The sequence below is a fragment of the Streptomyces jumonjinensis genome (assembly GCF_009600885.1).
GTDB classification, from domain to species: domain Bacteria; phylum Actinomycetota; class Actinomycetes; order Streptomycetales; family Streptomycetaceae; genus Streptomyces; species Streptomyces jumonjinensis.
This window is the reverse complement of record NZ_VCLA01000030.1, coordinates 1-17,499: the sequence shown is the minus strand read 5'-3', so window position 1 is coordinate 17,499 and position 17,499 is coordinate 1. Positions and strand designations below refer to the sequence as shown.

General features: G+C 71.3%; 16 protein-coding genes. 5 read left to right on the top strand and 11 right to left on the bottom strand.

The features are described 5' to 3' along the window. Nucleotides 1-1,249 (top strand): AMP-dependent synthetase/ligase (locus FF041_RS04305; protein WP_153521094.1); only part of this gene is annotated, 1,249 nt, incomplete at its 5' end. A 124-nt stretch (nucleotides 1,250-1,373) separates the two neighbouring features. Beyond that, a complete protein-coding gene (locus tag FF041_RS04300; RefSeq protein ID WP_153521085.1) occupies nucleotides 1,374-1,679 on the top strand; it encodes a hypothetical protein in 306 nt (101 codons plus the stop codon). Between the two features lie 75 nt (nucleotides 1,680-1,754). On the opposite strand, the gene FF041_RS04295 is transcribed toward FF041_RS04300, so the two are convergent. Genes FF041_RS04295 through pqqA form a run of 9 tightly spaced genes read right to left on the bottom strand, consistent with a single transcriptional unit; the run spans nucleotide 1,755 to nucleotide 11,617 of the window. Next, on the bottom strand, nucleotides 1,755-3,923 hold the full coding sequence (locus tag FF041_RS04295) for a discoidin domain-containing protein (protein ID WP_153521084.1): 2,169 nt from the start codon (nucleotides 3,921-3,923) through the stop codon (nucleotides 1,755-1,757). Beyond that, entirely contained in the window at nucleotides 3,920-5,890 is a 1,971-nt protein-coding gene (locus FF041_RS04290; protein ID WP_153521083.1) for a glycosyl hydrolase family 28 protein, read from the bottom strand. The genes FF041_RS04295 and FF041_RS04290 overlap by 4 nt, the downstream gene beginning before the upstream one ends. Nucleotides 5,891-5,900: 10 nt before the next feature. Further along, nucleotides 5,901-6,683 carry a Tat pathway signal sequence domain protein gene (locus FF041_RS04285; protein WP_153521082.1) on the bottom strand — a complete coding sequence of 261 codons (783 nt, stop codon included), beginning with the start codon at nucleotides 6,681-6,683 and terminating at the stop codon, nucleotides 5,901-5,903. A gap of 5 nt (nucleotides 6,684-6,688) precedes the next feature. Continuing rightward, nucleotides 6,689-8,242, bottom strand: a complete 1,554-nt coding sequence (locus FF041_RS04280; protein WP_153521081.1) for a glycoside hydrolase family 88 protein — start codon at nucleotides 8,240-8,242, stop codon at nucleotides 6,689-6,691. After that, nucleotides 8,239-9,426 (bottom strand): pyrroloquinoline quinone biosynthesis protein PqqE, encoded by a 1,188-nt coding sequence (gene pqqE, locus FF041_RS04275; RefSeq protein ID WP_153521080.1) that lies wholly within the window; start codon nucleotides 9,424-9,426, stop codon nucleotides 8,239-8,241. The genes FF041_RS04280 and pqqE overlap by 4 nt, the downstream gene beginning before the upstream one ends. After that, a complete protein-coding gene (gene pqqD / locus FF041_RS37710) occupies nucleotides 9,423-9,755 on the bottom strand; it encodes a pyrroloquinoline quinone biosynthesis peptide chaperone PqqD (RefSeq protein ID WP_323391181.1) in 333 nt (110 codons plus the stop codon). The genes pqqE and pqqD overlap by 4 nt, the downstream gene beginning before the upstream one ends. Continuing rightward, on the bottom strand, nucleotides 9,752-10,561 hold the full coding sequence (gene pqqC / locus FF041_RS04265) for a pyrroloquinoline-quinone synthase PqqC (RefSeq protein ID WP_323391179.1): 810 nt from the start codon (nucleotides 10,559-10,561) through the stop codon (nucleotides 9,752-9,754). The genes pqqD and pqqC overlap by 4 nt, the downstream gene beginning before the upstream one ends. Next, on the bottom strand, nucleotides 10,558-11,499 hold the full coding sequence (pqqB, locus tag FF041_RS04260; protein ID WP_153521078.1) for a pyrroloquinoline quinone biosynthesis protein PqqB: 942 nt from the start codon (nucleotides 11,497-11,499) through the stop codon (nucleotides 10,558-10,560). The genes pqqC and pqqB overlap by 4 nt, the downstream gene beginning before the upstream one ends. A 10-nt stretch (nucleotides 11,500-11,509) precedes the next feature. Next, the gene (gene pqqA / locus FF041_RS04255) at nucleotides 11,510-11,617 is read right to left on the bottom strand and encodes a pyrroloquinoline quinone precursor peptide PqqA (protein ID WP_153482972.1); all 108 of its coding nucleotides are present in this window, start codon (nucleotides 11,615-11,617) and stop codon (nucleotides 11,510-11,512) included. Nucleotides 11,618-11,888: 271 nt separating this feature from the next. Between pqqA and FF041_RS04250 the strand changes: the two genes are divergently transcribed. The 3 genes from FF041_RS04250 to FF041_RS04240 all read left to right on the top strand — a co-directional run bounded on the left by FF041_RS04250 (nucleotide 11,889) and on the right by FF041_RS04240 (nucleotide 13,969). Beyond that, nucleotides 11,889-12,716, top strand: coding sequence for an aldo/keto reductase (locus FF041_RS04250; protein WP_323391177.1), 828 nt, complete (start codon nucleotides 11,889-11,891; stop codon nucleotides 12,714-12,716). Between the two features lie 232 nt (nucleotides 12,717-12,948). Beyond that, on the top strand, nucleotides 12,949-13,374 hold the full coding sequence (locus tag FF041_RS04245; protein ID WP_153482969.1) for a hypothetical protein: 426 nt from the start codon (nucleotides 12,949-12,951) through the stop codon (nucleotides 13,372-13,374). 139 nt (nucleotides 13,375-13,513) lie between these two features. After that, the gene (locus FF041_RS04240) at nucleotides 13,514-13,969 is read left to right on the top strand and encodes an RICIN domain-containing protein (protein ID WP_153482967.1); all 456 of its coding nucleotides are present in this window, start codon (nucleotides 13,514-13,516) and stop codon (nucleotides 13,967-13,969) included. 49 nt (nucleotides 13,970-14,018) lie between these two features. On the opposite strand, the gene FF041_RS04235 is transcribed toward FF041_RS04240, so the two are convergent. Together FF041_RS04235 and FF041_RS04230 are read right to left on the bottom strand one after the other, a co-directional pair. Beyond that, on the bottom strand, nucleotides 14,019-14,879 hold the full coding sequence (locus FF041_RS04235) for a class I SAM-dependent methyltransferase (RefSeq protein ID WP_153521076.1): 861 nt from the start codon (nucleotides 14,877-14,879) through the stop codon (nucleotides 14,019-14,021). A gap of 403 nt (nucleotides 14,880-15,282) precedes the next feature. After that, nucleotides 15,283-16,869, bottom strand: a complete 1,587-nt coding sequence (locus FF041_RS04230; RefSeq protein ID WP_153521075.1) for an ATP-dependent DNA ligase — start codon at nucleotides 16,867-16,869, stop codon at nucleotides 15,283-15,285. Nucleotides 16,870-17,499 lie beyond the last annotated feature (630 nt).

Genomic DNA, 17,499 nt, shown 5'->3' with positions numbered 1-17,499 from the left:
CTGTGTGATCACCCACGCCAATCTGATGTTCGAGACCGACACCCTCACCGGCCGCTGGGAGTCCCTCTTCCGCTCCCGGCCCGGCGAGGATCCGGCCACCCTGCTCTTTCTGCCGCTGGCGCATGTCTTCGGCCGGATGGTGGAGGTCGCGGCGGTCCGCAGCGGGGTCCGGTTCGGGCATCAGCCGCTGCTGCGGACGGATGTGCTGCTGCCGGATCTGGCCGCGTTCCGGCCGACGTTCTTCCTCGCCGTCCCCTATGTCTTCGAGAAGCTCTTCGACACGGCCCGGCGGCGGGCCGAGGCCGAGGGCAGGGGCGGCGTGTTCGACAAGGCCGTGGAGGTGGCGGTGAGCTACGCGGAGGCGCGGGAGCACCGGGCGTTCGGTCTGGGCCCCGGGCCCTCCACGGGGCTGCGGGCCCGGCACCGGTTCTTCGACCGGGCGGTGTACGGCAAGCTGCGCGAGGCCATGGGCGGCCGGGTACGTTACGCGATGTCCGGCGGCTCGGGCCTGGACCGGCGGCTGGGGCTGTTCTTCGAGGGCGCGGGGGTCCGTGTCTTCGAGGGGTACGGGCTGACCGAGTCGACGGCCGCCGCGACCGCGAATCCCCCGGAGCGCCCCCGCTTCGGCACGGTCGGCCTGCCGATTCCCGGGACCACGGTCCATATCGCCGAGGACGGCGAGGTGTGGCTGCACGGCGCGCATGTCTTCGCCGGGTATCTCGGCGATCCGGGGGCCACCGGCGCGGTGCTGCGCGACGGCTGGCTGGCGACGGGCGATCTCGGCTCGCTGGACGACGACGGCTATCTGACGATCACGGGCCGTAAGAAGGAGACGCTGGTGACCTCGGGCGGCACCAGCGTCTCGCCGCTCGGCCTTGAGGAGCGGGTCCGCGCCCATCCGCTGGTCGCGCAGTGCATCGTGGTCGGCAACGACCGCCCGTACATGGCGGCGCTGGTGACCATCGACCAGGAGGCGGTGGAGCACTGGCTCCGTATGCAGAACCGTCCGCCGCTGCCTCCGGTGGAGCTGGTGCGGGACCCGGGTCTGGAGGTGGAGATCCGGCGGGCGGTGATCGCCGCGAACACCCGGGTGTCGCAGGCGGAGTCGATCCGTACGTTCCGGATTCTGGCGCATCCCTTCAGCGAGGAGCACGGGCTGGTCACTCCGTCGCTGGAACTGAAGCGCCGGGCGATCGAGACGGCGTACGCGGACGAGGTGGACGCGCTCTACCGCCGCCCCACCGTCTGACGGGCGTCCCCGGCCCCGCGTGCGCCCCGGGAATTGTCCGGTGAAGGCGTCTCGCGGGGCGTGCCCCGTGGCTAGGCTGTCGGGCAATCCGCGCCACTGATTCCTGCTTGGGGGAACCCGCACTATGACCGAGGTCAGGGTCGAGACCGAAGTGCTCGATGCCGCAGGCAGCCGCCGGATCGCCACCAGTGCGCGGGCGACATGCCCTCTCGGGGAGTGCGGGACCGGGGTGGAGGCGGCGATCCTTCAGGCGTCCGAGACCGCTCGGCGTTCGCTGGACCGCACTCCGGAGCGGGACGGCTGGCAGATCTCCGGCATGGAGGTGACCTTCGGGCTCACCCCGGCGGCCGGGGGCGGGGGGTCGCCGTCCCCGGCGGCGGTCCCCTTCGAGGTGCAGCTCACCGTGGAGCGGCTTCCGGGCATGCCGTAGTCGCCCGGCGCACGGCCCCGGGGCGGGTCACGGGATCCGCCCCGGGTCCGGCCCGGTCAGCGCCGCCCGGCGACGCTATCCCCGGTCGAGATAGTCGAGGTTGGGTGCGCCGTTCGCGGTGGTCGCGGATACCCGGATGGTGTTGGCTCCCGCCTGGAGCGGGACGGTGAGGGTGGCGTCCGTCCAGTTGGTCCAGGTCCCGGTGGAGTCGAAGGCCCGGCCCGCCGCGACGACCGTCCCGTTCACGGAGACATCCATCGGACGTCCCTGAGCCGTCCCGTTGGCGTACCGCACGGTGACCGGAGCGCTCCGGGCCGAAGCCGACTCCACCGTCCACTCCACCGACGAGCCCACCGCATTGGGCGTGTTCACAAAACCGGACCCGCTGAACCCACCATGATTGGAGTCCACCGTCGAACCAGCGGTGTAGGAGGCGTTCTCGGCCTCATGGCGGTTCGGGGTGGGGGTGGTCGCGCCGCCGGCGTAGTCGGTGCCGATCCATGCCTCGTCGATGCGGAGCCGTTTATGGCGGGTGGAGTCGCTGGAGGCGGCGTGGGTGGTGACGACTTCGAGGCGGATGTGGCGGGCGGTGACGGCGGGGACGTCGATGGTGGCGACGCCCCGGCGGCTGGGCAGGGTTCCGGTCTTGACGGGGCTGCCCCAGTTGGCGCCGTCGGCGCTGGCGTACACCCGGTAGTCCTTGATCCGGGCGGACTGCTCGGTCCCGGAGCGGGCGTAGCTCACCGAGTCCTCGCGCTGGTTGACGCCGAGGTACTGGACGTGCCGGGCGGAGCCGAGGTCGAAGCGGAGGGAGACGGGGGTGGTCTTGTCGCTGTCCCAGTAGGTGCGGTGGTCGCCGTCGGCGGCGGCCTGGGCGGGGCGTCCGCTCGCCGACGCGCTCGCGCTCATGGTGTACGCGGCGGGCGGGACGATTCCCTCGCGTCCGGCGGTGGTGACCTTGAAGACGGTGTCGTACGGGTCCCAGTCGCCGAGTCCGGTGAGGGTGAGGCTGCCGCCGCTCTGGGTGTAGGGGACGGCCGCGCCGGTGCGCAGTTCGGTGACGGCGGTGACGCGGTAGCCGTTGTCGCGCAGCCGGAGGGTGGTGGTGGAGGGCGGGGTGAGGACATGGATGTAGTGCTTGTCCGGGTCGGTTCTGCTGACGGTGGTGACTCCGTGTGCGCCGTCGTTCCAGAAGCCGGGGGTGAGTCCGCCGTGGAGGTAGCCGCCGCCCTCGGTGCCCGCGAGTGATTCCCAGATCTGGTCGAGATAGCCGTCGGCGAAGGTGTTGAAGGCTGCCTGGTTGCTGGGGAATGCGCCGTTGACCTGGGCGGTCTCGGCCATCAGGGCTTTGACGGAGGATCCGGCGTTGGTGATCAGCCGGCCGAGGGTGAGTCTGCGGTCGACGGCGGGGTTGGATCCGTCGTACCACCAGGCTCCGGTGCTCGGGAGTTTGAAGTCGGCCTCGATCAGCCGGGGGGCCGCGGTGTAGACGGCCTGGGGGTAGTCGTACGACGGCGACATCCCGGTCTTCTGCTCATTGCTGATCATGTCCATGATCGGCGTGTCTTCGTTGTTGTTGCTGATCGTGTAATGCGGACGGCGCTGGTAGATCTTGGCGTAGAGGTTGTTGCGCTCCCAGTACGCGTTGTCGTTGTCGATCCAGAAGCCGCCCAGCTCCGGATAGCGCTCCATGACCTCGAAGAACAGGTCGTAGGAGTACTCGCCGAAGCCGTCGCGGGTGTGCAGATCGACGGTGCGGCCCTTGTAGGCGGAGTACGCGGCCGAGTTCAGCCACTCGTTGCCGCCCTCCGCGTGCCACTGCGGGTCGTCGGTCATATAGAGGATCGTCTTCAGGCCCTTGGCCCGGGCCGCCTCGATCACCTCGCCGAGGAAGTCCCGCTTGACGGCGCAGCTGCCGGGGATCTTGGACGGCCAGGGGCGGGCGTAGCCGAGCCTGCTGTGGAAGGTGGCGAGCACCAGATACTGGGCGTGCAGCTTCTGGGCCTCCTGGACCCAGTAGTCGGCGTTCCAGCCGCCCGCCGTGACATCGTTCTCCCAGCCGCTGCAACTGGTGTGCGAGGGTGCGGTGCGCTGGCCCCAGTGGAGGAAGAGACCGGCGACGGAGCCGCGCAGATACTCCTGGCGCGGGTGTTCCGTATCGGCGTGGGCGGAGCCGGGCACGGTGAGCGCTCCGAGCAGCAGAGCGCTCACCGCGAGCAGACGCGCCAGCAGGCGACGTGTCATGCCGGTCCGTCCAGATAGTCCAGATTGGGGGCTCCGTCGGCGCTGGTCGCCGTCGCCCGTACGGTGTTGGCGCCTGCCTGGAGGGCGGCGGGGACGGTGACCGTACGCCAGGCGGTCCAGGCTCCGGTGCCGGGGAAGGAGACCCCGGTGGCGACGGTGGCGCCGTTGACGGTGATGTCGAGGGGGCGGTCGGCGGCGGTGCCGTTGGCGTAGCCGATGACGAGGTCGGCGCTGCCCGCGGCGGTGGCGGTCACGGTCCACTCGACGTAGGAGCCGACCGCGTTGGGGGTGTTGACGAAGCCGGATCCGCTGTAGCCGGTGTGGTTGGAGTCGATGGTGGAGCCGGTGGTGTAGGAGGCGTTCTCGGCTTCGTGGCGGCCCGGCCCGGGGGTGGTGCCGCAGTCCTGGGTGGAGCCGCTCTGGCTGACGCGCAGGGCGCCGCCACTGGTGTTGGCGCTGTTCGCGGCGCAGTAGCCGGTCACGTTCTGGAAGAGCAGATCGGAGGGGCTGTTGCCGCCGCGCTGGGCGGTGAAGCGGTCGAAGCGGATTCCGGTGCTGTTGTTGGCGATGACGGCGGGCCGGCCGTCGCCCGCGGCGAAGCGGACCTCGCTGTCGGTGAAGCTGACGTTGTCGGCGTTGCGGATGTACCAGCCGTAGGCGGGGCGGGTGCCGATCGAGTTGGGGTTGTAGTTGGTGGGCTGGTTGCTCGGCGGGTCGGTCGCCATGGTGCCGTTGCCGCCGGGGACGGTGATGTCGACGTTCTGGTAGGTGATGTTCTTGATCCGGCCGCTGCCGGACTCGCCCCACATGGTCGGCGCGTAGGCGGCGCTCTTCCCGGTGGCCTTGATGTTGGTGTAGGTGACATTGCTGATGGAGCCGGTGCCGGGGTTGTTGCCGCACCGCTTGCGGGTGCCGACCTTCTGCATGATCGGCGAGCGGACCTCGGTCATGGTGATGTCCTTGTAGTGGACATCGGAGATCTTGGAGCCGTCCATGGAGACCATGCCGAGTCCGGATTTGTCGGAGCCCTTGATGGTGATCCGCTCGAAACGGTAGTCAGTGAAGTCGCCGCAGGTCTCGGAGCCGAACATCAGGGCGTTGCAGCAGCCGGCGGAGAGATAGGAGTCGGAGACGGTGACCCGGCCGTTGTCGAGTTTGGCGCCGAGGGCGTAGTCGCTCTTGAAGGCGAGGGCGTCGTCGTTGGCCTCCAGATGGGCGTTGGTGATCCTCACATCGGTGGTGTTGATGACGTTCCAGCCGTCGCGGTCCATCGCGGTGTCCATGACGAGACGGTCGGAGACGACGTTGTCGCAGTCGTTGATGAGGGCCGCGAAGTGGCCGCCCTCGCGCAGGGTGATGCCGCTGAGGGTGAGGTTGGTGCAGCGGGTCAGCGAGATGATCTTGTCGGCTTCGCCGGACTTGGGGTTGCCGGTGATCAGCGCGCCGTCGCCGTCGATGACCCCGGAGCCGGTGAAGCCGATGTTGGTGAGCCGGTCGCCGTAGATCATGGCGTTGTGGAAGTGGCTGTGGCCGTAGTCCTGATAGCCGTCCCAGGGGTTGGTCTCGGGCGGGTCGTAGGTGTCCGCGCCGTTGCCGCTGATGGTGGAGCCCGCGTCCAGCTGAAGCGTGACATCGCTCTTCATATGGATCGTGTTCTTGGACTCGTAGGTGCCCGCGGTGAAGCGGACGGTTCCGCCGCCCGCGCTGTTGGCCGCGGTGATGGCCCGGTTGATGGCGGCCGTGTCATTGGTGGAGCCGTTGCCGACCGCGCCGTAGTCGCGGACGTTGAACTCGGCCGCGACGGGCGGGGGCACGGTCACCAGGTCGCCGCCGGTGAGCGGCGCCGTGCGGGTGACGGTGCGGTCCGCGGGGGCCGCCGAGACGGTGGCGGCCGGGAGCTGGGCGAGGCCCAGCGCGACCGCCAGGGTGAGCAGGGCCGTGGCGGCCGTCGTATGAGCTCTCTTCATGCCGTCCTCCTCAGACGAGCTGGTAGGCGCGCATATTGGTGAGGAGCAGATGACAGTTCTGCAAGGAGCCCGAACTGTCGCCCAGGGAGCGGTAGATGCCCCACTTGGGGCGCACCCGGTCCGCGAGGAAGGTGTCCACGCCCGACCGGGACGCGTCGATCACGGTCCTGCCGCCGTTCTGCAGAATCCAGCGGACGGACCCGGATGTGCCGTTGCCGATCTTCATCTGGAAGTCGACGTCGGTCCAGCTGTCGTGGAGCGGGACCAGATCGGTGCGGCCCACCAGGATGTTGGGCTCGAAGATCTTCAGCTCGATGGTCTGCTTGCCGCTCACCCGGCGCAGCGACTGCACCACGATCGGTCCGGTTCCGGTCCCCGGCTGCTTCATCTGCATGATGTGGGTGAACGTGGTGGTCGCCTTGAGCGAGCTGGGGATGTACATCGAGTAGGTGACCCGCCAGGTCTCGCCCGACTTCCACTGGAGGTAGGAGGAGCCGTTGCGGCAGCCGGTGACCTCGTGCCGCTGGCGGTCGGTGCTGGTGTCCCGGTCCACCGTGTGCATGGTGAACCGGAAGTTGTCGCCCTCGGTGAGGATATGGGGGGCCGCCGAGGGGTGGGAGTCGGCCCGGTCGTCCTCCAGGGTCTCGAAGGCCCTGAGCTTGTCCGTGCTCGCCGAGGGCGACCAGCGCAGCTGCCAGGAGGCGGCGCTCGCCGGTGTCGTGAGTCCGGGCAGCCCGGCGGCGGCCAGGCCACAGGCCGCCGCTCCCAGGACTGTTCTGCGTGACGCGGTCATGATTCTCACCTCACTGCGAGTTGTTCGTTCATGATGAGAAAAGCGCCGAGGCCATGGAAATCATTGGTCTTGCGCTCACGCTGGATGTAGTAGGAGTAGCTGCCGACATTCGTCCCCACGGAGATGTCGGTGAGCCGGGTGCGGTTGTCGCCGTCGAGCGAGATCTTCGCCAGCACTCCCTGATATCCGCGCTGGGCGACGGAGGCGTAGCGGGAATCGATGTATCCGCGCTGTACGGAGCGGGAGAGCGCGAAGGTGAACATGCTGGAACAGGAGGTCTCGGTCCAGTTGCCGCTCTGCGCGCCCTTGTCCACCACCTGGAACCAGCGGCCGGTGGCCGGGTCCTGATAGCGCTCGATGCCCGTGGCGAGATTCCTCAGCAGGGTCAGCAGCCGGGCCCGGCGGGCGTGGTCGGCGGGGATGGCGTCGAGGACGTCGACGATCGCCATGGAGTACCAGCCGATGGCCCGGCACCAGTGCTCGGGGGCGAGCCCGGTCCGCGCGTCCGCCCAGCTTGCGGCACCTGACTCGTCCCAGGCGTGTCTGAGCAGCCCATTCGCGACCTGGAGCCGGCCACCGTAGACCGCGAGCTGCTTCGCGGCCTCGTCGGCGGCATAGGCCGTGTCGCCGAATTCCTTTCCGTACTCGACCAGGAAGGGGTTGACCATATAGACGCCGTCCGCCCACAGCTGGCTGCGCCGGGACTCGGACGTCGAATGCCAGAATCCGCCCTCGGAGGTGCGGGGATAGGTGTTGAGCCGGTCGCGGATCTTTTTCGCGGCCCGCTGATAGCGGCTCTGTCCGGTCTCCTTGTGGAGGATGTTCAGCAGCCGTCCCGCCTGCATGCTGTCGAGGTTTCCGAAGCTCTGGCCGATGTTTCCGGCGGAGTCGACGAACCGGTCGGCGTAGCTCTTGATGAAAGCGAGATGGCGGGCGTCGCCGGTGCGCTGGTAGACCAGATACTGGCCGTAGAGATACAGGCCCACGGGGTAGGACCAGCCGCCGATGGAGGAGGGGGTGTAGCGGGCCATGGTGGATTCGACCAGCGCTGCCGACCAGTCGGTGGCGACGGCTCCCCCGCCGACGGTGAGCGAGTCGAGATTGGGGCCGCCCAGCGCGCCCGGCGCGCTCACCCGTACGGTGTTGGCACCCTGCTCCAGGGCGGCGGTGAGGGTCCGGGTCTGCCAGGAGGACCAGCCTCCGGTGGGGCCGAAGGGGAGCCCGGCGGCGACGGCGGCGCCGTTGACCGTGATGTCGAGCGGGCGGTCGGCAGCGGTCCCGTTGGCGAAGCGCAGACCGAGGGAGGCGTCACCGGGCCCGGCCGCGGTCACCGTGAACTCGATGAAGCCGCCGGGGGTGTTGTCGTAGTCGACGAACCCGGAGCCGGTGAAGCCGGGGTGGTTGCTCGCCACCGTGCCCTGGCTGATCAGGGCGGACTCGGCCTCGTACCGTACGGCGGCGGCATCGGAGCGGAGGCGGGAGTGGGAGTGGGCGGGCTGGGCCGAGAGCGCGCCTCCCGCGAGCGTGACCGCGAGCAGCAGAACGACCGGTCGTCTCATGGCCCTTCCTTGCGATAGACGTATACGGGCGCGGCCACCGGATCGGGGAGCTCCACCCGGTCCGGCCCGGGGGTGTGCGGAGGGCCGGACACGGGAGCCCCGGAGGTGTGCGGAGGGCCGGACGCGGGGGCGGTGACCGGTGCGGGGGCACGGTCCACCAGGGCGCGTACCAGGGCGTGGTCCGGGGAGCGGGAGCAGACGGGGTCCGTGCGGGTCGCGTCGCCGGTCAGGGCGTACGCCTGGCAGCGGCAGCCGCCGAAGTCCTTGGTCCGCAGCTCACAGCTCCGGCACGGCTCCCGCATCCAGGACTCGCCGCGATAGAGGTTGAACGCCTTCGACTCGTGCCAGATCCAGTCCAGTGAGCGGTCCTTGACGTTGGGGGCGTCGAGTCCGGGCAGCGCGGCGGCGGCCGGACAGGGGTGGACCGTGCCGTCGGGGGCGACGGTGAGCGAGAGCGCGCCCCAGCCGCCCATACAGGGTTTGGCCGTGCCGTCGACATAGTCCGGCGCCACCCACACCAGCTCCATCCGCCCGGCGAGCAGGGGCCGCCAGCGCTCCACCCGGGCGCGGGCTTCGGCGATCTGGCGGCGGTCGGGCAGCAGCGCGTCCCGGTTGCGCAGGGCCCAGCCGTAGAACTGGGTGTTGGCGAGTTCGACGCGGTGCGCGCCCCAGTCGAGAGCGAGCTCGATGACGGCGTCGAGCGCGTCGAGGTTCGCGCGGTGGAGGACCGCGTTGAGGCCGAACGGCAGCCCCGCCTCACGGATCAGCCGGGCCGCGCGCTCCTTCGCGGCGAAGGAGCGCGCTCCGGCGATGCGCTCGGACGCGCCGGGGTCGGCGTGCTGGACCGAGAGCTGGACGCTGCGCAGCCCGGCCGCGATGAGGGCGGTGAGCCGGGGTTCGCTCAGCCCCACCCCGCTGGTGACGAGCTGGGTGTGGACGCCCGCGCCGTCGGCGGCGGCGACGATCTCGGTCAGATCGCGGCGGAGCAGGGGCTCGCCGCCGGAGAGATGGGTCTGGACGACCCCGAGCGCGGCGGCCTGGCGGAAGACGTCGGCCCACTGGGCGGTGGTCAACTCTGCTGACCGACTGATCAGTTCGACGGGGTTCGAGCAGTAGGCGCAGCGCAGCGGACAGCCGTGGCTCAGTTCGGCGAGCAGCGCCCAGGGCGGGGCGGGCCTGGTCATATCAGCCACCCCTCGCCGCGTATCCGGGCCAGGAATCGGGGCACCTCGTCGGCGACCGGCGTGCCGGGGTGCCGGGCGGCGAGTTCGGCGACGATCGCGTCCGTGTCGCGTACGCCGTCGCAGAGGCGGAGCACCGCTCCGGCCGCGCCGCGCAGCACGACGACGCGTTCGGGGAGGAGCAGCAGATCGAGGCCGCGCACCGGGTCGTGCCTCAGATGGACGGAGCGCGCCAGGGCCGGTGTCCACGGGGCGGGCGGGGGTGCGGGTGTTCCAGGCGCGGGCGCGGGTACGGATACGGGCGCGGGCGCGGGCTTCGGCGCGGGATTCACGGGCGCTCCCCGGCCGGCTGCCGGAGGTCGGCCTCGGCGAAGGCCCCGGCAGGGACCCCGGCGGAGGCCCCGGCAGGGTCCCCGGCAGGGCTTTCGGCCGCGGCCACGGCGTCGAGCAGCGACCAGAGCACATCGCATTTGAAGCGCAGCGCCGCGACGGCGGCTTCCTGTTCCCGTCTGCTGTCCGCCCAGGCCAGGACCAGCGCGAGCGCCTCGCGGCTGTCGCGGGCGCCCTGCCCGATACGGGTGCGGAAGTAGGCCAGCCCCTCGGCCTCGATCCATGGATAGCAGCGTTCGAAGGCGTCGATGCGGGTGCGCATGATGGTGGGCGCGGCGAGTTCGGTGAGCGAGGCGGCGACCGCTTCGAGCGGGGAGCCGAGCCGGCAGAAGTTGACGTATCCGTCGACCGCGAGGCGTACGCCCGGGAGCACTTCGTCCCCCGAGACGAGTCTGCCGCGGTCGATGCCCGCGGCTTCGCCGAGGCGGAGCCAGCGCTCGATGCCGCCCTCGCCTTCGGCGGCCCCGTCGTGGTCCTGGATCCGCCGCAGCCAGCTGCGGCGCAGTGCGCTGTCGTCGAACTTGGCCAGGATCAGCGCGTCCTTGACGGGGATGCGGCGTTGGTAGTGGAACCGGTTGATGATCCATCGGCGCAGTTCGGCGGGGGTGAGGCCGCCTTGGTGCATGCGTACGTTGAAGGGGTGGCGGTCGTGGTAGCGCTCGGCGGGCACGGCGCGCAGCCGTGCGGTGAACTCCTCCGGGCCCCACAGCTCACCGATGCCCGCGGGGGGCGGAGCGAGGGTGCTCACAGCTCGATCACCATTCGTTCGGCGGCGACTTCGAGTCCCAGGTCGCGCAGCAGGGCGTGCTGCGGGGCGTCCGGGTCTCCGAGGGGGTTGGTGTTGTTGAGGTGGGTGTAGAGGCAGCGGGCGCGGACGCCGGCGAGGCGCTGCGCGGTGCCTTCGGGTCCGGCGATGGGCAGATGGCCCATGGCGGTGGCGGTTCTGCCGGAGATCCGGGTGCGGACGGGTTCGCCGTCGTCCCAGAAGGTGCCGTCGAGGATGACGCAGTCGGCGTCGTCGACGGCCTTCTGGAAGGCGTCGCTCCAGCGGGCGAGGGCGGGGGCGTAGAGCAGGCGGCGCCCGGTGGCGGTGTCGTGCACGGTCAGGGCGGTGACCCAGTCGTCGGTGTCGTCGGTGGCCTCGGGGTCGTCGGTGGCCTCGGTTTCGCCGGGGTCCTCGCCGTGTGCGGCGGCGTACCGCGGGCGTTTGGCCGATACGGGCACGGCGGCCGTCGTCACGCTCCCGTGCGGGGTGAGCGGGCGCGGTTCGGGGCCGTGCTCGCGCCAGGCGATGCGGGTGTAGGGGGCGAGCGTCTCGCCGAGCCGCAGCCGCTCCAGGAGTGCTTCGCGTACGGGTGCGGTGGCGAGGACCTCGAAGCCGTCGGCCTCGCGCAGCCGGGCGATGCCGAGGGTGTGGTCGAGTTCCGCGTCGGTGAGGATGACTCCCGCCAGTGGGGTCCTGCGGGTTCCGGGCCCCGGTCGCAGTGCGCGGCTGTCCTCGATCTGGTCGCCGATGTCGGGGGTGGCGTTGACGAGATACCAGTGGCTGTCGTCGGCGCGCAGGGCGAGCGAGGCGTGACGGCGGCGGCGGTGGGGGTGGGCGCGTGCCCCGGTGCAGCTGGGGCACGCGCAGTTCCACTGGGGCAGTCCGCCGCCCGCCGCGGTGCCGAGCACCTGGAGGAGCATGGGGCTGGGCTCAGTCGGTGAGGGCGTAGGCGGTGACTTCGAGCGCGGTCTCGACGACCTCGTACTCGGGCGTCTGCCAGCTGAGGGTGGACTCCGGTGCGTCCTCGGTGGTGTTCATGGGCGCTGCCTGCCTTCCTGGGTCGCGTGGGCCGGGTCGGTTCAGGAGCGTCGCCTGGTGACAGAGAGGGTGGATGCCACCGGGAATCGTTCACATGAGCGACCGGCGTTCATTCATGTGTCATAAGAGTTGCGTCTTGACGAGAACCGGTCAATGGTCCGCGCGCGGTCCCCGGGGCGGTATCGCGCCAAGTTGCATGGCCGGGAATGCCTATCGGGCATTGATCGTTGACGATGGGAGGACCATTCGACGACGTAAGGATCCATCCCTCGTGAGCAAGGTTCCCTCCATCACCCTCAATAATGGTGTCGCGATGCCGCAGCTCGGCTTCGGCGTGTGGCAGGTGCCCGACGACGAGGCCACGAAGGCGGTCGCCACCGCCCTGGAGGCCGGGTACCGCAGCATCGACACCGCGGCCGTCTACGGGAACGAAGGGGGCACGGGCCGCGCCGTCGCCTCCTCCGGGATCCCCCGCGAGGATCTCTTCATCACCACTAAACTGTGGAACACCGACCAGGGTTACGACTCGACGCTGCGCGCCTTCGACACCTCGCTCGGCAAGCTCGGTCTCGACCATGTCGACCTCTATCTGATCCACTGGCCGCTGATCACGCGCGAGACCTTTGTGGACACCTACCGGGCGTTCGAGAAGATCCTGGCCGACGGCCGCGCCCGGGCCATCGGCGTGTCGAACTTCCTGCCGAAGCATCTGGAGCGGCTGCTGGCCGAGACCTCCGTCGTCCCCGCGGTGAATCAGATCGAGCTGCATCCGCAGCTCCAGCAGACCGGGATGCGGGCGCTCCACGCCCGGCACGGCATCACGACCGAGGCGTGGTCGCCGCTGGGCCAGGGCATGGGACTGCTGGACGTTCCCACGGTCGTCGCGATCGCTCATAAGCATGAGCGGACCGCAGCTCAGGTGGTGCTGCGCTGGCATCTCCAGCTCGGCAATGTGGTGATCCCCAAGTCCGTGACCCCCTCCCGGATCCGGGAGAACTTCGATGTGTTCGGCTTCGAGCTGGACGCCGACGATCTGGCCGCGCTGGCGGCGCTGGACGAGGGCAAGCGGCTGGGCCCGGACCCGTCGACCTTCGAGTGATCCCCGGGGGCCCGCGATCCGGCGGCTAGGCGGACGGGTCCGGGGGGCGCCTCAGGCGTCGTACGACGAGGGGCCGGTGCTCCGGGTCACGCCGGAGCACCGGCCCTCGTCGTACGCCCTCGGGATAGGCCGGGCGTGGTACGCCAGGGTCCTCCCTGCGCGTCGACTCCTCATATTTACAGCCGATATGTCTACCGTGGCGCTCCCTCTCCCCCACGCTGGAGGCAGCCCCATGGAGCGCCGCACCCGGACCACCGTCACCGCCCTCACCAGCGCCGCCCTGCTCGCCGGAACGATGGGCGCGGCCATCGCCGTGGTCGACCCCGCCCCGCACTCCGGCCGGGCGAAGACCTCGGGCTTCGCGCCGGGACCGGGCCGGCCGGAGCGCGCGCCGCTCACCGCGAAGGCCACGGCGACCGGCGTCCGCGCCTGGCAGGAGTTCCGGGTGTACGGAAGCGCCAGGGATCTCAGGCCCGGCACCCGGGTCGCGCTCCAGCAGCGGCAGGGCAAGCACTGGGTGACCCTGCCCGCCTCCATGAACACCACCCGGAAGGCGACCTACCGGATGCGGGTCCATCTGGGGCTCCAGGGCCGCAATACGCTGCGGATCGTCGGCGGCGGCAGGGCCTCGGCGCCGTTCACGGTGCATGTGCGCTGAGCTCCGCCCTCCCTCGCGTCCTGCCCGATGCCGGGGAGGACGCGTCGGCGATGAAAGCGCGCCACCGCTGGAGCGCGCCGATCTTTCTCGTACACTTGTTCGGTAGAGACGGTCTGCCGCTGAGCGAGGAGTACGGGAATTGAGCGGGGCATTTCGACCTGGCCGCTATCTGGTGCGCAACGTCGGCAGCGGACTGCTCCTGGAGGTGTACGGCGGAGCCAAGGGCAGCGGCGCCGTCGTCCAGCAGGGCGAGGAGAACGGCGGTCCCGCCCAGCAGTGGCGGATCGACCCGGTGCCGGGCGGCAGCGGGCTCTACCACTTCGTCAGCGTCGCCAGCGGCAAACGGCTCGACGTCACCGGCGCCTCCACCGAGAACGGGGCCCGGATCCAGCAGTGGCGGCCCAATAACTTCGGCGCCCAGGAATGGATCATCGAGCGGCATCTCGACGCGCCGGGCACCGTGGCCGTCGTGAGCTTCGTCAGCGGGCTGCTGCTGGAGGTCGCCGAGGGCAGCGGGCAGAGCGGTGCGCGGGTCCAGCAGTGGGAGGACACCGACACCCCCGGCCAGCAGTGGCGGCTGGAGCCCTGCCCCTGAGACGGGGCGGCACGGGCCGGGGGCCGGACGCGGTCAGACGGTCAGACGGTCAGCGGCGCGCGGTGTGCACCGTACGCGCGGTCAGCAGATAGGTGTCCTCGCGCCGGGCGAGCCCCGCCGGGTCCGCCCGGTCCAGCAACCGGTCCAGCACGGCGGCGTCGTCGTCCGCGAGCAGCCCCGTCAGCCCCTCGCGCTGCCGCTCGAAGTGGGTGAGGTGATGCTCCCGCACAGCCCGGGGAGCCGGAGCCGGGACATCGAGCAGAAACGAGCGGGAGCCGCTCGGGCGGAGATCCGCCGCCGCGAGCAGGGACCGCCAGTCCTCCGGCTCGCCCTTCGCGCCAGGCAGCCCGGCCCGCATCTGCGCGAACCAGTCGGCGTGGGCCGCGTCCAGCCGCGCCTCCAGACCGGGCCTGCCGATCCCGATGTCACGCGGCAGCCGCCGGGTCGGCAGCCCGCCCTCCACGATGGCGAGCACCCCGCCGGGGCGCAGCAGCCGGGCGAGTTCGCCGAGGACGGCGCGCTGGTCGCCGATGTGGTGGATCACACTGCCGGCCCAGATCAGATCGGCCTGGCCCAACTGGTGGAGATCGCCCGGGATCTCGGCGTGCCGGGCCTCGAAGCGGTCGGCGATCCCGGCGCGTTCGGCCCGTGCCCTGGCCCGCTCCAGCAGCTGCGGGGTGCCGTCGACGGCGACCGTCTCGGCGTGCGGAAAGGCATCGGCGAGCAGCGTGGTCAGCACGCCCGGTCCACTGCCGACGTCCAGGATCCGGCGCACTCCTGCGGGCGGCAGCAGTGTGCCGAGCCAGGCGGCGGCCTCGCGGTAGAGGGGGCTCTCCAGCTCGGCGCTGCTCTCCAGCAGCGGGCCCAGCCGGTCCCAGTCCATCGGGTCGGTGTCATGGTGATGGCTCATGGCGCCACCTTCGCCCGGCCGCGCCGATTCGGCAAAGATTGTTGCCGTCTCGGCAACACGTCTCCGGAGCGGTGCTCCCGCGGGCTTCCTGCGGGCTGATGCCGTGGACCCGTTGGGGTCCCCGGCGACCTGAGCCCCGGCGCTGCGGGGCGCGGACGGGGAGCGGGTCGGGGCCCGGGTCGGGCCGTACCGGCGGACGGGAGCCGGGGCGTGCCCTACCGGGTACGGACGGGAGCCGGGTCGGACCGTACCGGGTACGGACGGGAGCCGGGTCGGACCGTACCGGTATGGACGCCGGGCCGGGCCCTACCAGTCGCGGAAGCTCCCGCGGCCGGCCCCCGGGGTCGTCCCGCGAGGGGCTCCCCGGGCGGGATCCGACCCCGTCCGCCGGGCCGGAGCCGCCTCAAGGGGCGCGCGCCCCGGGGTCCGTGGCGTCTCCCCGCTCCGGGGGTGGGGGCGCGGAGTCCAGCACCCGCCCGATGGTGTCGGCCTCCCCGGCCGGTTTGTCGGGGCGGTGGCGGAGCACCCGGGCGAAACGCAGGGTGACCCCGGCGGGATAGCGCGGGGAGCGCTGCACCCCGTCGTAGGCGATCTCCGCCACCAGCTCGGGACGGACCCGTACGGTGAATCCGTCGTCCGCGACGGCGAGTTCGCCCAGGCGGCGGGTCTGCCAGCGCAGCATGTCGTCCGTGAGCCCTTTGAACGTCTTGCCGAGCATGACGAAGGTGCCGTCCTCGGCCCGGGCGCCGAGATGGAGGTTGGAGAGCAGCCCGGTGCGGCGGCCATGGCCCCACTCGGCGGCGAGCACCACGAGATCGAGGGTGTGCACGGGTTTGACCTTGAGCCAGGAGCGTCCGCGCCGGCCGGCGGCATAGGGCGCGTCGAGCGCTTTGACCAGGACTCCTTCCTGGCCGCGGCGGAGTGCGGCGGCCATGAACTCCTCGGCGGCGGCGATCCGGCTCGCGTCGGCGGGGTCGGCGACGACCGTACGGCGCACCCGCATCGGCTCCGGGACGAGACGGGCGAGGACGGCGTGCCGCTCGGCGCCGGGGAGGTCGAGGGCGTCCTCGCCGTCCGCCGTGAGGACGTCGAAGAAGACCGGCGACACGGGGAGGGCGGCACGGGCGGCCGGGACGTCGGTGCGGGAGCCGACCCGGGAGGCGATCTCCTGGAAGGGGACGGGCCGGCCGTCCGGGCCGAGGGCGATGACCTCGCCGTCCAGGATGAACCGGTCCCCCGCCATCCGCCGGGCCGCCTCGCTCACTTCGGGCAGCCGGTCGGTGATGTCGTCGAGCGAGCGGGTGTAGACGCGGATCAGCTCGCCGTCGCGGTGCACCTGGACGCGGATGCCGTCGAGTTTCTCCTCGACGGCGCAGGCCGCGCCGAGGGCGTGCACGGCTTCGGTGACCGAGGCCGCGGTGTGCGCGAGCATGGGCAGCACCGGGATGCCGACCGTCAGCCGGAACCGTTCGAGAGCGGCGGGCCCCTCGGCGAGCAGCGCGCGGGCGACGCGCGGCAGGGAGCCGTCGAGCATGACCGCCCTGCGTACGGCGTCGGCGGGGGTGCCGGCCGCGCGGGCGACGGCCTCCAGGGCGATGGCGTCGAGCGCCCCCTGCCGTACGTCGCCGAGGAGCAGCCTGGTGAGGAAGAGCTGTTCCCCAGCGGTGGCCGCGGCGAGCAGTTCGCGGACGAGGCGTTGGCGGTCCGTCCGGGATCCGGGGCCCTTCAGGGCGGCGAGCGCGGTGAGCGCGGCGTCGGTGGCGTCGACGGTGAGGGTGGGGAGGACGGCGGGTGGCGGCGGGTCCTTGAGGGCGCTCCAGCCGACGCCGATCCGGCCCTGGGGGATCCGCCCGGCGAGATAGGAGATGACGAGGGCGAGCTGCTCCGGGCGGGTTGCGGCGAAGAGGTCCGCGAGGAGGGCGGTCTTCCGCGAGCGCGCGGAGGCGGCGGCCACCTCCCGGGACACTTCGGCGAGTCGGGCCAGCAGCATGCGGCCATCGTGCCCCGTCCGGCCCGGTCCCGCACCCGCACCCGCACCCGCACCCGCACCCGCGACGGCGACGGCGACGGCGACGGCAGCGGCAGCGGCAGCGGCAGCGGCAGCGGCAGCGGCAGCGGCGGGCGGCCCGTGCCGCAGGCACAGGGCCCAGCCGTGAACGGCGCGCGTCCTCTTTACCGTTACATACCTCGCATTCCGTATACGCACCCCCTCAGGCTCTTACCCCGCCGGAGCCTGAGGGCGCCCTGAGGGTGGCCTGTGCATGACGAATAGGGAGACCGTCGTGCACCGTGCACGCATGTACGAAGTACGGTTGCGCAGGGGAAGTCACCCGAAGTGCGTTCGCATGAAAGGTGATCGCAGAGCGCGGGCCCTGATTCGCCCGCGCCGGGAACGGGGCTCGGACGGGGTGGGGTGCTGTGTGCGTCAGAAGCAGGGAGATGCGTCGGCTGTGCATGCGTTTGACGAGGAGTCTGGGGCCGGCGGTCCCCACTGATCCGGTCCCGCTCTTCACCGCCCTGGCCGCGTCCCTGAGCGTCCTGCGGCGGCGTGAGGTCCGGGTGCTCTTTCTGCGGTTCCCGCCGGAGACGGTGAGCGGGATCTGGGCGGACCGGGTCGATC

Bases quoted from the DNA above. Each gene is read 5' to 3' on its own strand.
- FF041_RS04300 (WP_153521085.1), top strand. From the start codon at position 1,374: ATGACCGAGGTCAGGGTCGAGACCGAAGTGCTCGATGCCGCAGGCAGC.
- FF041_RS04285 (WP_153521082.1), bottom strand. From the start codon at position 6,683: ATGACCGCGTCACGCAGAACAGTCCTGGGAGCGGCGGCCTGTGGCCTG.
- pqqE (WP_153521080.1), bottom strand. From the start codon at position 9,426: ATGACCAGGCCCGCCCCGCCCTGGGCGCTGCTCGCCGAACTGAGCCAC.
- pqqB (WP_153521078.1), bottom strand. From the start codon at position 11,499: ATGCTCCTCCAGGTGCTCGGCACCGCGGCGGGCGGCGGACTGCCCCAG.
- FF041_RS04245 (WP_153482969.1), top strand. From the start codon at position 12,949: ATGGAGCGCCGCACCCGGACCACCGTCACCGCCCTCACCAGCGCCGCC.
- pqqA (WP_153482972.1), bottom strand. From the start codon at position 11,617: ATGAACACCACCGAGGACGCACCGGAGTCCACCCTCAGCTGGCAGACG.
- FF041_RS04290 (WP_153521083.1), bottom strand. From the start codon at position 5,890: ATGAAGAGAGCTCATACGACGGCCGCCACGGCCCTGCTCACCCTGGCG.
- FF041_RS04295 (WP_153521084.1), bottom strand. From the start codon at position 3,923: ATGACACGTCGCCTGCTGGCGCGTCTGCTCGCGGTGAGCGCTCTGCTG.
- FF041_RS04280 (WP_153521081.1), bottom strand. From the start codon at position 8,242: ATGAGACGACCGGTCGTTCTGCTGCTCGCGGTCACGCTCGCGGGAGGC.
- FF041_RS04235 (WP_153521076.1), bottom strand. From the start codon at position 14,879: ATGAGCCATCACCATGACACCGACCCGATGGACTGGGACCGGCTGGGC.
- FF041_RS04230 (WP_153521075.1), bottom strand. From the start codon at position 16,869: ATGCTGCTGGCCCGACTCGCCGAAGTGTCCCGGGAGGTGGCCGCCGCC.